The 14,787-nt window shown below is 36.3% G+C and carries 13 protein-coding genes; 8 read left to right on the forward strand and 5 right to left on the reverse strand.

The window, feature by feature from the left end; genetic code table 11:
• Positions 1 to 673: 673 nt before the first annotated feature.
• From SPD89_RS13710 to cyoE, 4 genes are all read right to left on the reverse strand, one after another.
• Entirely contained in the window at positions 674 to 2,194 is a 1,521-nt protein-coding gene (locus SPD89_RS13710; RefSeq protein WP_336262516.1) for a succinate CoA transferase, read from the reverse strand.
• Positions 2,195 to 2,341: 147 nt separating this feature from the next.
• Complete coding sequence (locus tag SPD89_RS13715) at positions 2,342 to 3,007, reverse strand: LytTR family DNA-binding domain-containing protein (RefSeq protein WP_336262517.1); 666 nt, start codon at positions 3,005 to 3,007, stop codon at positions 2,342 to 2,344.
• Positions 3,008 to 3,039: 32 nt separating this feature from the next.
• Positions 3,040 to 3,726: a phosphoribosylaminoimidazolesuccinocarboxamide synthase gene (locus tag SPD89_RS13720; protein ID WP_336262518.1), complete on the reverse strand. Its 687-nt coding sequence runs from the start codon at positions 3,724 to 3,726 to the stop codon at positions 3,040 to 3,042.
• A 95-nt stretch (positions 3,727 to 3,821) separates the two neighbouring features.
• Entirely contained in the window at positions 3,822 to 4,730 is a 909-nt protein-coding gene (gene cyoE / locus SPD89_RS13725) for a heme o synthase (RefSeq protein ID WP_336262520.1), read from the reverse strand.
• Positions 4,731 to 4,946: 216 nt separating this feature from the next.
• Between cyoE and dpsA the strand changes: the two genes are divergently transcribed.
• From dpsA to SPD89_RS13740, 3 genes are all read left to right on the forward strand, one after another.
• On the forward strand, positions 4,947 to 5,825 hold the full coding sequence (gene dpsA, locus SPD89_RS13730; protein WP_336262521.1) for a dipicolinate synthase subunit DpsA: 879 nt from the start codon (positions 4,947 to 4,949) through the stop codon (positions 5,823 to 5,825).
• Positions 5,826 to 5,977: 152 nt separating this feature from the next.
• Complete coding sequence (locus tag SPD89_RS13735) at positions 5,978 to 6,625, forward strand: YczE/YyaS/YitT family protein (protein ID WP_336262522.1); 648 nt, start codon at positions 5,978 to 5,980, stop codon at positions 6,623 to 6,625.
• A gap of 204 nt (positions 6,626 to 6,829) precedes the next feature.
• Positions 6,830 to 7,696: a DMT family transporter gene (locus tag SPD89_RS13740; RefSeq protein ID WP_336262523.1), complete on the forward strand. Its 867-nt coding sequence runs from the start codon at positions 6,830 to 6,832 to the stop codon at positions 7,694 to 7,696.
• Between the two features lie 698 nt (positions 7,697 to 8,394).
• Here SPD89_RS13740 and SPD89_RS13745 read toward each other — a convergent pair.
• Complete coding sequence (locus SPD89_RS13745) at positions 8,395 to 8,589, reverse strand: GntT/GntP/DsdX family permease (RefSeq protein WP_336262524.1); 195 nt, start codon at positions 8,587 to 8,589, stop codon at positions 8,395 to 8,397.
• Positions 8,590 to 9,018: 429 nt separating this feature from the next.
• On the opposite strand from SPD89_RS13745, the gene SPD89_RS13750 reads away from it, so the two are divergent.
• From SPD89_RS13750 to opp4C, 5 genes are all read left to right on the forward strand, one after another.
• Positions 9,019 to 10,008, forward strand: a complete 990-nt coding sequence (locus SPD89_RS13750; RefSeq protein ID WP_336262525.1) for an ABC transporter ATP-binding protein — start codon at positions 9,019 to 9,021, stop codon at positions 10,006 to 10,008.
• Positions 10,005 to 11,024, forward strand: a complete 1,020-nt coding sequence (locus SPD89_RS13755) for an ABC transporter ATP-binding protein (RefSeq protein ID WP_442961166.1) — start codon at positions 10,005 to 10,007, stop codon at positions 11,022 to 11,024. Before SPD89_RS13750 ends, SPD89_RS13755 begins: the two co-directional genes overlap by 4 nt.
• 101 nt (positions 11,025 to 11,125) lie before the next feature.
• Positions 11,126 to 12,550, forward strand: a complete 1,425-nt coding sequence (locus SPD89_RS13760) for an ABC transporter substrate-binding protein (protein ID WP_336262526.1) — start codon at positions 11,126 to 11,128, stop codon at positions 12,548 to 12,550.
• Positions 12,551 to 12,838: 288 nt separating this feature from the next.
• On the forward strand, positions 12,839 to 13,804 hold the full coding sequence (locus tag SPD89_RS13765) for an ABC transporter permease (RefSeq protein ID WP_336262527.1): 966 nt from the start codon (positions 12,839 to 12,841) through the stop codon (positions 13,802 to 13,804).
• A 14-nt stretch (positions 13,805 to 13,818) separates the two neighbouring features.
• Complete coding sequence (gene opp4C / locus SPD89_RS13770) at positions 13,819 to 14,745, forward strand: oligopeptide ABC transporter permease (protein ID WP_336262528.1); 927 nt, start codon at positions 13,819 to 13,821, stop codon at positions 14,743 to 14,745.
• The last annotated feature ends 42 nt before the right edge of the window (positions 14,746 to 14,787 follow it).

A 14,787-nucleotide genomic window follows, 5' to 3' on the forward strand; every position in this document is an offset into this window, starting at 1 on the left:
CTTTGGATAAAACGGCACATTTTTCGAGGATTTGGCACATCTTTGGATAAAACGGCACATTTTTCGAAGATTTGACTCATCTTTGGATAAAGCGGCACATTTTTCAAGGGATTGGCTCATCTTTGGATAAATCGGCACATTATTCAAGGGATTGGCTCATCTTTGGATAAAGCGGCACATTTTTCAAGGGATTGGGCTCATCTTTGGATAAATCGGCACATTTTTCGAGGATTTGGCTCATCTTTGGATAAAGCGGCACATTTTTCGAAGATTTGGCTCATCTTTGGATAAATCGGCACATTTTTCGAGGATTTGGCACATCTTTGGATAAATCGGCACATTTTTCGAGGATTTGGCACATCTTTGGATAAATCGGCACATTTTTCGAGGATTTGGCTCATCTTGAGAAATAACGGCACATTATTCAAGGATTTGGCTCATCTTGAGAAAAAACAGCACATAATTCGAAGATTTGGCTCATCTTGAGAAATTAACGGCATATTCTTTGAGGAAGCGGCACATTCTTTAAAATATTACACATTTTAGATGAATACTACACATTTTTTACGAAGCTAATATATTTGGGACGGGAACATCAAATTTTCCTTAGTTTCCTTCTTTAACAGAACAAACAAGAAAAGGGTTACGAAATGTAACCCTTTTTAACTTCAATTTATTTTGTTACTTTTTCACTCATTAACATTGAACCATGTTCTTTTAGACGTGTATGCCATGAGAATGCTTTATCAAGCATATGCGGTGTATGCCCACCAACTTTTTCTTTTGCCTCTTCAAAGTATTCACGTAACTGTGCTTTGTACTGAGGATGAGCGCAGTTTTCAATAATTTTTTCAGCTCTTTGAACTGGAGCTAGACCACGAATGTCAGCAAATCCTTGTTCTGTTACAATAACATCTACATCATGTTCTGTATGGTCTACATGAGATACAAACGGAACGATTGTAGAAATATCTCCGCCTTTTGCTAATGAAGATGTTACAAAAATTGTAATTCTAGCATTTCGAGCAAAGTCACCAGATCCACCGATTCCATTCATTACTCTTGTTCCACTTACATGGGTTGAGTTTACGTTTCCGTAAATATCAACTTCAATTGGAGTGTTAAAGGAAATAACACCTAAACGACGAATGTTTTCCGGATGGTTAGAAATTTCTTGTGGTCTGAATACAATTTTATCTTTATATTTAGCTAAATCTTCTCCTAAAGATTCTACACGTTTTTTAGAAAGTGAGAATGCAGTTGCAGATGCGAATTTAACAACTCCCGCATCAATTAGGTCAAAGATACCGTCTTGTAGTACCTCAGAGTAAACTTCAATATCTTTAAACTGAGAGTCTTTCATTCCGCTTAATACAGCGTTTGCTACAGAACCTACTCCTGACTGAAGCGGTGCTAAAGATTCTGGTAAACGGCCTGCTTCAACCTCACTTGCAAAGAAATCTAGTAAGTTATCAGCAATTTGCTGTGTTTCTTCATTCGGTTCGAATAATGGAGATGGAATGTCAGGCTGTTCTGATAAAATGATTCCTTTTACCTTATCAGGATCAACTTTAATTCCAATATCACCGATACGATCTCCAACACTGTACATTGGAATTTCTTTACGCTCACCTTGTTCCTCGAGCACAACAATGTCATGCAACCCTTCGTACTCTTTTGGTGCTGATGTGTTAAGTTCGACGATTACATTATCCGCTTTTTCAACGAAGATTGGTGAATTTCCAACAGATCCAGTTGGAATGATCATACCGTCTTCAGTAATTGCAGCTGCTTCAATGATAGCGTAATCAATGTTACCCAAAGTTCCTTTTCTTACCTCTTCTGCTGTATGAGATAAATGTTGGTCAATATAGAACATTTCTCCGCTATTGATCTTTCCACGCATTACCGCATTACCTTGATAAGGAACACGTAAATTTATAATATCTGACTCAGCCATTGATTGGTCTGCAGTTGGCCCTAATGATGCTCCAGTATATAGGTTTACTTTGAAATTTTCATTTTTACCACGTTCTGAAAGTGCAAGAGGAAATTCCTTTGGCTCTCCAAAAAGTGTAAATCCGCTCATTCCCAAATTCATACCATCTTTGATCCATGAAGCAGCCTCTTCAGCTGATACAACCTTGTTTAAGAACGCTTTATTTCTTATGAATTGGCTTAAATCAATTCCCACAAAAATCACCTCTTAAAAGTTTTAATTCTAACATTATTTTATCATTTTTAATGTAATATTCATGTCCTTATGTATGAAAGGGCTTAATTCTTTACTGAACTACGTTTTTCCGTACATTAAAGACATATTTAAAAATGACTATTTTTCTTAAAAACCCATAATCTTCCTGAGCCTCTTCGAATAAGTCTGACTTACCGGAACACGTGACTCATCTGACATGATTAGAATAAAGCTTGAATGTGAATCAGGTTGAATTTCCTTTATTTGATTTAAATTAATTATATACGATCTATGACAGCGATTAAACGTATTTTTTGGCAACACAACTTCAAGTTCAGTTAAATTGAAACGATGCGTGCCTTTTTTATTTTTTGATGTTACATACGTTTTGCGATTTTGCGCTTCCATATAGATGATCTGACTAAAATGTATTGGCACCCATCTATCTGTTATCTTTACTGTTAAATAAGGGATGGAGAGAAATTCAGGTTCTTGGGGAAATATCGCAGTCATAGCTCCAATTACTTTTTTATCCTGCAAAATAGGATGAGAAATTGCATAGTAATCAACACCAAACCTGTTATTATCTTTAATTTCTTTCACACGTCTTTTTTCCTGAATTGCTTTAAAAGTAACTGTGTCCGAATGCACAGGATCCCCCGGTTTAATGTTTAAATCGATATCCAAACTTGGCTGATAATAAATAAAATGGGTTAGATCTGCAATTGCGATTGAGCTTCTGTTCGGGAAAAGATTGTAATAGCTATTAAATAGTTGGTGTACAATTGATTTATCCAATTTTTCACCCCACATTGATCACTCTCTTTAAGATACTTGACAGTTTATTAGTCAAATAACATTTTTTCAAGTCGAAGTGGTTCAACATAATTCCCATTTTGATCATATACCCGCATATTGCCACCGGAAATTTCATCTATTAACATGATTTTCTCTGTTTCCTTATCTCGTCCGAATTCTAGTTTTATATCGTACAAAGATAAACCTTTTTTCTCCAATTCATTTTTAATTATTTCAGAGATTTCTTTAGTTAACTTTTCTAATTGTGCATATTCTTCTCTTTTTAAAATATGTAATGCGTCAAGTGCGTCTTTTGAAATTGGAGGATCCCCGCGTTCATCATCTTTAATTGTCACCTCAACAAACGAATCAAGTGGCTGCCCTTCTTCACAATATGCACCATAACGGCGATAAAAACTACCTACTGCTCGGTAGCGGCAAATTACTTCTAATCCATTACCGAACATCTCCGCATCCTTTACCGTCATCGACACATCATCCATATCTGCTTTTATGTAATGAGTTGGGATATTTTTCTCGTGTAATTTTTCAAAGAAATATTTCGTCATTTTTAGTCCGGACTTTCCTGCGCCTTCGATGGTTAAACCGACTGTATTCGCTCCCGGATCAAAAGTTCCGTCTTCACCTGTGACATCATCTTTAAATTTCAATTTAATATTGCCATCATTCAATCGATAGACATCCTTCGTTTTTCCTGTATAGATAAGGTTCATTAGACTTTTTCCCTTCCAAATCTCTAGATACTTCTAGTATAAAATAGTTACGAGAAAATAAAAAGAAAAAGCCCCATTGCAAAGGACTTTCAAAATTAATTAAATATTGGCAGTGTAATAACAATCATCATACCGAACACAATCGTTAAATAACTTAACGAAAAGTAAAACATGTTATTTGCATATTTCTTATGGTCTTCCATAAATAATCCACGAATCGCAAGAACGAGCCAAGCAATATTTAAAATTGACGTGATTACGACAAAACCTGTCCCTAATGAAGTTAAAAACAAGGGGAGTGGTAGTAAACACGCAATATAAACAGCAGATTGTCTTTTTGTAATATCAAATCCATAAACAACAGGTAACATTGGAACCTTCGCTGCTTTATATTCCTCATAGCGTCTGATTGCAATCGCAAAAGTATGCGGAATTTGCCAAATAAATAAAATAATAAATAATACGATAGGGATGATATGATAAGCGGATGTTACAGTTGCCCATCCAATTAGCGGTGTGAACGCACCAGAAACACTCCCGATTACAGTGTTTAACGTATATTTTCTCTTAGACCAGAATGTATATAAAACGACATAGGTGAACCAGCCTAAAAATCCATAAACCGCTGCTTCCAGCGTTGTAAAAAACAACAACACCATACCAAGAGCAGAACTTGTAATGCCCAAAATTAGCACAAACTTCATTGAGAAATTACCAGTTACCGTAGGACGTTGTTGTGTCCGGTACATCTCCTTGTCCAAATCAACTTCATACCAATTGTTTAAAATTAACGCTCCAGCCATAATGAGTGTTCCGCCGATCGTCATATAAAGAAATTTTTCCCAAATATCAAAAAATGAAACCTCCGTAAAATATAACGCAAGCCAAAATCCACTTAAAATTGGAAGTATGTTTGCAATTAACACAATGCCTTTTACAAGAGATTTTAAGTCGGCTAAAAAGCTACGAATAGTTTGTTTTTCCATACACTCCGATGAAATCAATGAACTGCACCTCTCTACACCATTTATCCAATCTTATTATAACATGCGGTTCCATGACATTCTATTTAAAAATATTACATAATACGGACATTTTATAATAGACCTAGGTTCTAAATCATTGTAAGTTACAATAGTATAATAAATGATAAAATTTAAGCACCGCCAATAAAATAGCTTTTGTGTTAAAAAATACAAACAAATATGAGGAGTGAACTTATGCTAGAAGGAAAACGGATTGCGTTAATTGGTGGAGATAAAAGATATGTACAGGCAATCCATCATTTAGCAAACAAAAATGCCGATGTTTTTATTGTAGGTTTTTCTGATATCAATTTCAAACAATCAAACATCCATCAAAAATCTATCCATGCAATTAACTTTAGTCAAATTGATCACATTGTTCTTCCAATTCTAGGATTAGATGAACATGGTTGCGTTGAATTAAATTACCCAGCCAGAAAAGCAACAATAACAGAAGAAATGATTCAAAAAACACCAGAACACTGCGTCATTTATACAGGTACAGCAAATGATACATTAAAAAAATTGGCGAAAAATTGTAACCGCAAACTTATAATCTTATTTGAACGTGATGATATGGCAATTGCCAACTCAATTCCTACAGCGGAAGCAACTTTACAAATCGCCATGGAAAATACGGATTATACGATTCATGGTGCAAATGTATTAATTACAGGTTTTGGACGTGTTGGGATAACGACGGCTCGATTGTTTCATCAAATTGGGGCAAATGTAATAGTAGCCGCCCGGAAACAGGCTGATTTTGCTAGAATTAGAGAGATGAACATGCAGCCTATCTCATTAACTAAGCTTATTGAAGTCGTTGAAGATACAAATATTTGTATCAATACGATCCCTCACCTTGTACTAACTAAAGATATAATTAATGTTATGAACAAAAATACGCTTATTATTGACATTGCGTCCAAACCAGGAGGCATCGACTTTGATGCAGCAAAAAAAGCTAGAATTAATACTTTTCATGCACTTGGACTGCCTGGAAAATTTGCTCCAAAAACAGCCGGTAACATTATCGGACATACGATTGCTGAATTAATAAATGAAAATATATGATACTATCGGAATCGTTGAAAAAGCATTCTCTACGCTTTTTTAACGATTTTTCTCATTGTAAAATTAGACAATCTAAAATAATACTTAAAAATAGGTTAATGAAATTATTTTTGCTATAGTTAAAGTAATTTACAGAAGGAGGCATAAAGCGCATGAAATTACTACGGGCTGGAGTACATTTTTATTTAGTTGGATTAATTATTCTAACATTAGGGATTTCTTTAGCTGTTTTGTCTGCGCTTGGAACTTCTCCCTATGATGCCCTCCTTGTCGGACTGTTTCGTACATTCGGGTTAACCATTGGCAGTTGGGAAATTATCACTGGTTTTATAATCGTTTTCGGAAACGCTTTAGCGGAAAGAAAACGTCCACAATATTTTGCATTAGTCACATCATTTGTTACAGGGGTTGGGATTGACGGTTGGTTGTTTTTATTAAAGTTTGGGAATTTTGCTGATTCATTAACTGGTCAATGGATTTGTCTCGTATTAGCAATTCTCTTTACTGGACTTGGCATCGCAATTTACATCCAGTCTGAAGTAGCACCTAATCCGGTTGATCATACGATGCTCATCGTTTCCAATGCAACAGGCTGGAGCGTGACCTATTCCAGAGCAACTATTAGTGTTGTACTCGTTATCACAGCATTTTTCTTCGACGGGGCTATTGGAATTGGTACACTGTTCAATGCTGTTTTAGTTGGTATGCTAATAAATTTATTCCTTCCTCATGTCAAAAAAATACGGGAATTTAGTTTACAAAAGCTTCAATTAGATAGAAAATACGCGGAAGGTGAATAAACAAAAATAGCTATGTTTATGGCATTGCCTCTTCTAACTACACCTTTTTTAGATTTAGATTGTTTTTCTACTCCAACAGGCAATACGGAATTTTCAATAATTGAAATCTTCCTTCTCATTCCAATTATGTGACAATATATAAAATAGTAGTTACAATTGTAGTTAACGTTAACAAAAAATCTAGTAAAACTTTAAGGAGATTGTATGAACAAGTACATCTATGGACTATTAGTAATTTTAACAACTTCACTAATGGGATCTGCTTTTGCAATTGGAAAAATAGGATTAATCTATTCATCTCCTATTCTATTAGTCGCTTTTCGCTTCTCTCTTGCAGGCATATTGATGGCGATATTTGTAGTTCTCTGGAAAAGACCTCATCCAAGTACATTAATAGATTGGGGTAAAATATTTGTAATTGGATTTTTTCAAACAGCTGGTGTAATGGGCTGTATTTTCGTTAGTTTGGAAACAATTACAGCTGGGGAATCTTCAATTCTTACATTTATCAACCCATTACTTGTCATCATTTTCGGCACCGTATTTTTGAAACTAGCATATAGAAGGCTTCAATGGATTGGAGTTATTCTAGGATTTCTCGGTGTATTTATTACATTTGGCGCACATTTATCGATTAAAGTCGGAACTATTTTAGGTTTTTTATCAGCCGTTTCTTGGGCAATTGGAACTTTACTTATCAAAACATGGGGACAGAAAATTGATGTTTGGGTTTTAACTGCCTACCAGATGCTATTTGGGGGTCTCATCTTATTTTTAAGTAGTTTCATTTTAGAAAAACCTTTTTTCGAAGTGACAGCAACTTCCATTCTTATCTTGCTATGGCTTGCGATTATGGCTTCTATCGTTCAATTTGCCGTATGGTTTTATTTACTCCATATCGGCGACCCGGGAAAAACGAGTGCTTTTCTCTTTTTAGCCCCGTTTTTCGGAGTCCTTTCCGGATGGATTTTATTGCAAGAACCTATTCACTGGTATGTCATGCTAGGGGGAGTTTTTATTTTCATTGGAATTTTCCTCGCTAATTGGACACCAAAAACGAAATATTTATAGGGGATTACTCAACATATGAAAACTTAAGAAAATTAGTTTATAGTGCGTGTTCAAAACTCCCATGTCTTATTAGACACCGCAATGAATGAAAATGGGGGTGTGGCGTTTAATAATTAATTACTTTGTTTATTATAGATACTATAGAGCTTGGTGATCGTACATTTCTATGACCAACACTTCTACCAGAGGAAACAACATTTTCGATGATTAGTATTCCTCGCATTAAGGGATGCCCTGGCGGAGCATCTAGTGGAAGAAAGTATCCATAATGTTCAGATTTCCATTTTGGTAGTTAATAAGCTCAAGTCCAATCAAAATGGGGGATAAAAAGCATCATATAACAAATAAAAAAAGTAATTTTACTTTTTAGAGGGGATGCTTTTTTGTGTCAAAATTGAGCTTATCTCCCATTTTCGTATAAAAAGGAGGATAAAAAGGACCAAGAAGTTCGAGGCGGCGCAGCTCCCGTCAGCGGCATGTATGCATTTTAGATACATGAGCAAAGATCTGGCACGCAGGAAAAGTGATCTTCTTTTCCAAGGAAACGCTTCTAGCACGCAGAAAAAGTGCTTTCCTTTTTCAAGGAGCGGAGAAACAAGCATTCGTGCGAAATTCGCAGTGCCATTTTTACCGGACTTTTTGAACATCCTCTAGAACTGACGTAATACCTGATAAATCTATCATAACCGCAAAAATACCTAATAAAATATAACTAAGTGCAGTTTGTGATTATCCCCAATTCCTGAAATCATTGTCGTAACGAATTCTTCCAACCCTATGCCGGACATTAAGCCTGCTGTTATGGCAGCGATAATAAGTGCAAATAGTACGTTGATTCTAAACTTGCTTAATATAACTATAACAAATACACTCATGACAACAGCATTAAGCATTAATAAACCCTCTACTATTGCTAATTTCAATATTACTTCCCTACATTAAAGTGTTACGAATGCACATTGATAAAGCATTTATGCATAAAAAAATATTTTTTCCAAATAGTAAAATGCTATAATCCCGTGATTTTAAAGTGAAAACGCTTCCTTTCCATGACAGAAGAGCTCTTGACAAACATTTTCTTTATTGTAATATGTTTGTAACATGGGAATGGGTGGATTATTTCGGCAAATAACCCCATTTTGCGGACTAATATTTTAAAGATTCTCACCTAGATACTACACCGAAGATTCATTCAACCGACCTCTAAGACTACACATCATGCTGTTAAAAACAATACAAAAATAAGATACCATTTTATAATTACGACTAAAATTTAATGTATATTCTGAAAATTACACCTTGTTAGAAATGGAGATGATTTTTTGACGAATCAACCCGTTTTAGAAGTGGATAACTTGAAAACATACTTTTATCTTGAAGATGAAAAAGTGGCTAAAGCTGTTGATAATGTTTCATTTAAAATTTATCCCGGTGAAACTGTTGCGCTAGTAGGCGAGTCTGGTAGTGGAAAAAGTATGACTGGTCTTTCAGTAATGCGTTTAGTAAAAGATCCTGGAAAAATTGTAGACGGTTCTATCACTTTAAATCAACTAGATTTGTTAGCTTTACACGACAGAGAAGTAACTTCGATTCGCGGTAACGATATTGCGATGATTTTTCAGGAACCGATGACTGCTCTAAACCCCGTTTTTACAATTGGAAATCAGATAACGGAAGTGCTACGAAAACATAAAAAAATATCAAAACAGGCCGCTAAAGAAAAAGCTATTGAACTATTACATATGGTTGGAATTCCACGAGCTAAAGAAATCATGAAAGAATACCCACATCAGTTATCAGGTGGGATGCGGCAACGTGTTATGATTGCAATCGCTATTTCTTGTGAACCGAAGTTATTAATTGCCGACGAACCGACCACAGCACTCGATGTAACAATCCAAGCCCAAATACTCGAATTACTAGAAGATTTAAAACGAAAGCTTGGCATGGGCCTTCTACTAATTACCCATGATTTAGGCGTCGTATATGAATATGCAGATCGTGTCATGGTTATGTATGGGGGACAAATTGTTGAACATTCTCATACGAAAGAATTATTAAAGCTGACAAAACATCCATATACAGAAGGATTATTAAAAAGTATACCGAATATGGACAGTGAGGTTGATCGTTTAGGAACAATTAAAGGGATCGTCCCGCCATCATATCAATTTCCCAAAGGTTGCAGATTTTCAGACAGATGCCCTTATGTTATGGAAAAATGCATTAAATCTAATCCAGACATGATTAAGATTACTCCTAATCATGATGTACGCTGCTTTTTATATGCAGAAGGGGGGAATAAGAATTGACAGAAAAAGAGGGTATCTTAGTAACAGACAAGCAAGAAATTGAACAACCCCTTCTTCATGCAAAAAATATTAAAAAGTATTTTCCAATCAAAGGTGGAATTTTAAAACGAACGATTGGTCAATTAAAAGCAGTTGACGATATTTCTTTTCATGTTTATGAAGGAGAGACATTAGGTGTTGTTGGAGAATCGGGATCAGGAAAATCTACGTTAGGTCGTGTTCTTCTTCGACTACTCGATCCTACCGCAGGACAAATAATATTTAATAGTGTAGATATTTCTACGATGGCCAATCGCGAAATACGCCCTTTCAGAAAAGATATGCAAATTATTTTCCAAGACCCTTTTGCTTCCCTCAACTCCAAAATGAGTGTTGAGGAGTTAATTGAAGAGCCTTTAGTTATCCAACAACAATTACCAAAATCGGAAAGACGTAAACGCGTAATTGACATGCTTGAAAAAGTTGGACTACGTGCTAGCGACAGACTAAAATACCCCCATGAATTTTCTGGTGGGCAAAGACAACGGATAAGTATTGCTAGAGCACTTATTATGGAGCCAAAATTCGTCATTTGTGATGAACCGGTTTCCGCCCTAGATGTTTCAATTCAATCACAAGTATTAAATTTAATGAAGGATCTTCAAGATGATCTCGGTCTTACTTATTTATTTATCGCTCATGATTTAAGTGTTATTAAACATATAAGTGATCGGGTCGCTGTAATGTATTTAGGTAGATTTGTAGAACTTACATCAAAAGAAAAGATCTATGAAAACCCTTTACATCCGTACACACAAGCGTTGCTTTCAGCGGTTCCAGTCATTGGAATCGATGATGAAGAACCAAATAGAGACAAAATTATTTTAAAAGGAGATCTTCCAAACCCAGCTGATCCACCAACTGGATGTGCTTTTCGAACAAGATGTCCACATGCCTTTGATCGTTGTGCGGTTGAGCGACCAAACTTGGTAGAAATAGAGAAAGATCATCTCGTTGCATGTCACTTATATTCATAGAAAACTTGGGAATCTTGTTACCTATTTAGGGGGGGTGGTAGGGAGCGTTCATGATTTCGTTTTCTTTACAGACAATATTATTTAAAAGGGGAGGAATTTTAGTGTTTAAACGTAAACAATTAGTTGCTTTACTCGCTTTATTATTTACCTTATTTATGTTAGCAGCTTGTGGTGGCGGGGCGGACGAAGATACTTCTACCGATGGCGAATCAGATGATTCAGAAACAACAGAAGAAGCCGAAGAATCCTCTGGCGAACCTCAAGATGGTGGAACCATTACTGGTGCAATGCACACAGCGCCTACCGGACAATTTAACCCACTTTTTTATGAAGAGGCTTATGAAGCTAATATTTTAGATTTCACTCATGAAGCATTATTTGCTCAAAATAATGACTTAGAATTTGAACCAAGTATTGCTAAGGACTGGGAATTAAATGATGACCAAACAGAGTTGACGGTTTATATGGAAGAAGGCATTAAATGGCATGATGGCGAGGAATTAACCGCACATGACGTTGTGTTTACCTATCAATCAATTGCTGATCCTGATTATGTTAATGCTGGTGGAGTGCGTGGTTATTATGCAGACCAATTAGAAGGATATGAAGCATATAACTCAGGGGAAACAGATGAATTTGAAGGTGTAATTGCAGAAGATGATTATACAGTCGTTTTCAAATTTGCCGAACCAAATGTAACACCTGAATATCTTGCAAGTTTCGCCATTGTTCCTAAGCATATATTTGAAGATATTCCTGTCAAAGATATGCCTGAAGCCGAAGAATCATTACAACCCGGAAAAGTTATTGGGTCAGGTCCATTTAAATTTACTGAAATGGTTGAACGTGAGCAATATGTTTTAGAACGTTTTGATGATTACTGGCAAGGAGCAGCTCATTTAGACAAAATAGTTTGGAAAGTTATCGAACAATCCGTCATGCTTAGCCTGCTTGAAACCGGAGAGGTTACCTTTATCGCTGAGCCAAGTAGTATTGCTCCAGCTGACTATGAAACTCTTGCGGCCAATGACCAATTAGAGATTATTGAACAACCTGATTTTGGGTATCAATTATTAGGATTTAAACATAATCACCGAACTGCAGAAGATGTAGAGTCGGGAGAAATCAACCCTGATAACTGGGTTCCAAATGAAAATATTCCAAAAGAGGTACGACAAGCAATTGCATATGCGATTGACCGAGAAGCATTAATTGGTTCTGGACCAGGGGAAGGTATACTACATGGACATGGTACCATTATCAATTCTCCTATTGCAGTACAATTTTGGGCATATGACGAAGATGCTGCAATTCCTTATGATTATGATCCAGATAAAGCAGCTGAAATCTTAGATGAAGCTGGCTATGAAATGGGTGATGATGGCTTCCGGACAGATCCGGACGGAAATGAGTGGGTCGTTAACTTGAACTATCCTACTGGAAATGAACTACGTGAGAGAGCAGCCCCAATTATTCAAGAATTTTTAGAAGAGGTTGGAATAATGAAGAATCAGAAAAACTATTAAACGAGGCATTAAAAGCTCCTGAAGCATTTGAACAAGAGTATCGTGCCGAAAAGTATTCTGAATGGACACATGTTTTCTCTGAAGATCTTCCAGCATTAATTTTATTTGCACAAAATAAAATTTGGGTACATGATAAGCGATTGCAAGGTCTTGATGTAAGACCTTACGAGTTCAATAATAACGCTCATTTATGGTGGCTAGAACCAGAAGAAGAATAATTATTAAATAAAGGGATTTTAAGAGTATGCTTCACGAGCATACTCTTCTCCTTCAAAAGGGGGATAATTTATGTACCAATATATTTTTAGACGAATTCTTATTTTTATTCCGATGCTATTTGCCTTATCCATTATTGTCTTTACATTAGCAAAAGCCGCCCCTGGGGATCCATTTACCGGGAAAATATTAGACCCAAACGTTAACCCGGAAGTATTTGAACAACAAAGAGAAGCACTTGGATTAAATAAACCTGTTCATATCCAATATGTAAATTGGGTTAGTAAGTTTGTTCAAGGTGAATTTGGAGAATCGATTACGTATAATGGTCGAACTGTAAAAAGTTTAATCGTTGAACGGTTTGGAAATACTGTTAGGTTAGGTGTGTTCTCCCTTTTTTTAACACTGATTGTATCCATTCCAATTGGGATCTATTCAGCCCGTAAACCATACTCACCACTCGATTATGCAGCAACAACTTTTGGTTTTATGGGGCTAGCTATACCAAACTTTTTCTTCGGACTTGTTGCTATTTATATCTTCGCAATTAAACTAGGTTGGTTCCCTGCACAAGGTACTATTGCTGGACCTGGAATGAAAGGAATTGCTGAATCTATGAGCCGAATCCATCATCTTGTTTTACCAGGTATAACATTAGGACTTGCTGGAACTGCAACCTATATGCGCTATATGCGTTCTGAAGTACTTGATGTATTAGATAGCGATTATGTTCGAACGGCTAGGGCAAAAGGGATGTCAGAACGAAATGTGCTTTATAAACATACATTGAGAAATGCACTTATTCCTATTATTACATTAATGGGTTTTGAATTTGGAACATTACTAGGGGGAGCGATTATTACAGAGCAAGTATTCAACTTTCCTGGACTCGGTGCACTATTCATCAGTTCTGTTGTAAATCGGGATTATCCCGTTGTAATGGCTATTTCACTCTTTTTAGGAATTGCAATTCTAGTCGGGAACTTACTTGCCGATATTTTCTATAGTATAGTTGATCCGAGGATTCGTTATGATTAAGGCGGTGATGATACATGCAATCAAATGATATGCGAACGGACGACATACAACCTCCAATCGAAGCAGATAATTATTCAGTAGTTCCTAATGGTCGTAATCGAAGTCCTCTCCAATTATCGATACGTCGCTTTTTAAAAAATAAATTAGCCATTTTGGGTCTCATTATTTTAATCTTTGTTGTCTTGGTTGCTATTTTCGCTCCTTTTTTTACCGAACATGATCCAACGAAGACAAATATGTTAAAGATAGAACAGTCACCAAGTAAAGAACACTATCTGGGCACAGATTCTTCAGGACGAGATAATTTTTCAAGACTTGTCTACGGCACTAGAGTGTCTTTAACTATCGGTTTAGCAGCAATGCTCTTTACAGTAGTAATTGGTGTTGTTCTCGGTTCATTAAGTGGATATTACGGTGGTATCGTGGACGGAATTATCATGCGAGCAACAGATATTGTTCTCGCCTTACCGTTTTTAGTGCTCGCCCTTACCATCATGTCGATTGTAGAGCGAGTTACAATTGGGGTTTTCGTAACCGTTATTGCACTTACGACGTGGCCCACATTGACGCGAATCATCCGAGGTTCTTTTTTAACTTTAAGAGAGCAAGAATTTGTTCAAGGGGCTAAAGCAATTGGCGCAAGCGACTATCGAATTATTCGCAAGCACTTCTTACCTAACGCCATTGGTCCTATTATTGTAAACGCTACCTTACTAATGGCAACAATGATAATCGCTGAATCAGCGCTAAGTTTTATTGGAATGGGTATACCTCAACCGACCCCTACCTGGGGGAATATGATTACAGAAGCACAAAATATTCGAATTTTACAGAGTCATCCTGAAGCTTGGATACCACCAGGACTAAGTATACTAGTTACCGTTCTAGCAATAAACTTTATCGGGGATGGCCTAAGGGATGCCTTTGATCCAAAAAGATAAAAAGCGATATTAGAAAACTTTGCATTCGTTAAAGAAAAATTG

The sequence above is a fragment of the Pseudogracilibacillus sp. SO30301A genome (assembly GCF_037072025.1).
GTDB lineage: Bacteria > Bacillota > Bacilli > Bacillales > Amphibacillaceae > Pseudogracilibacillus.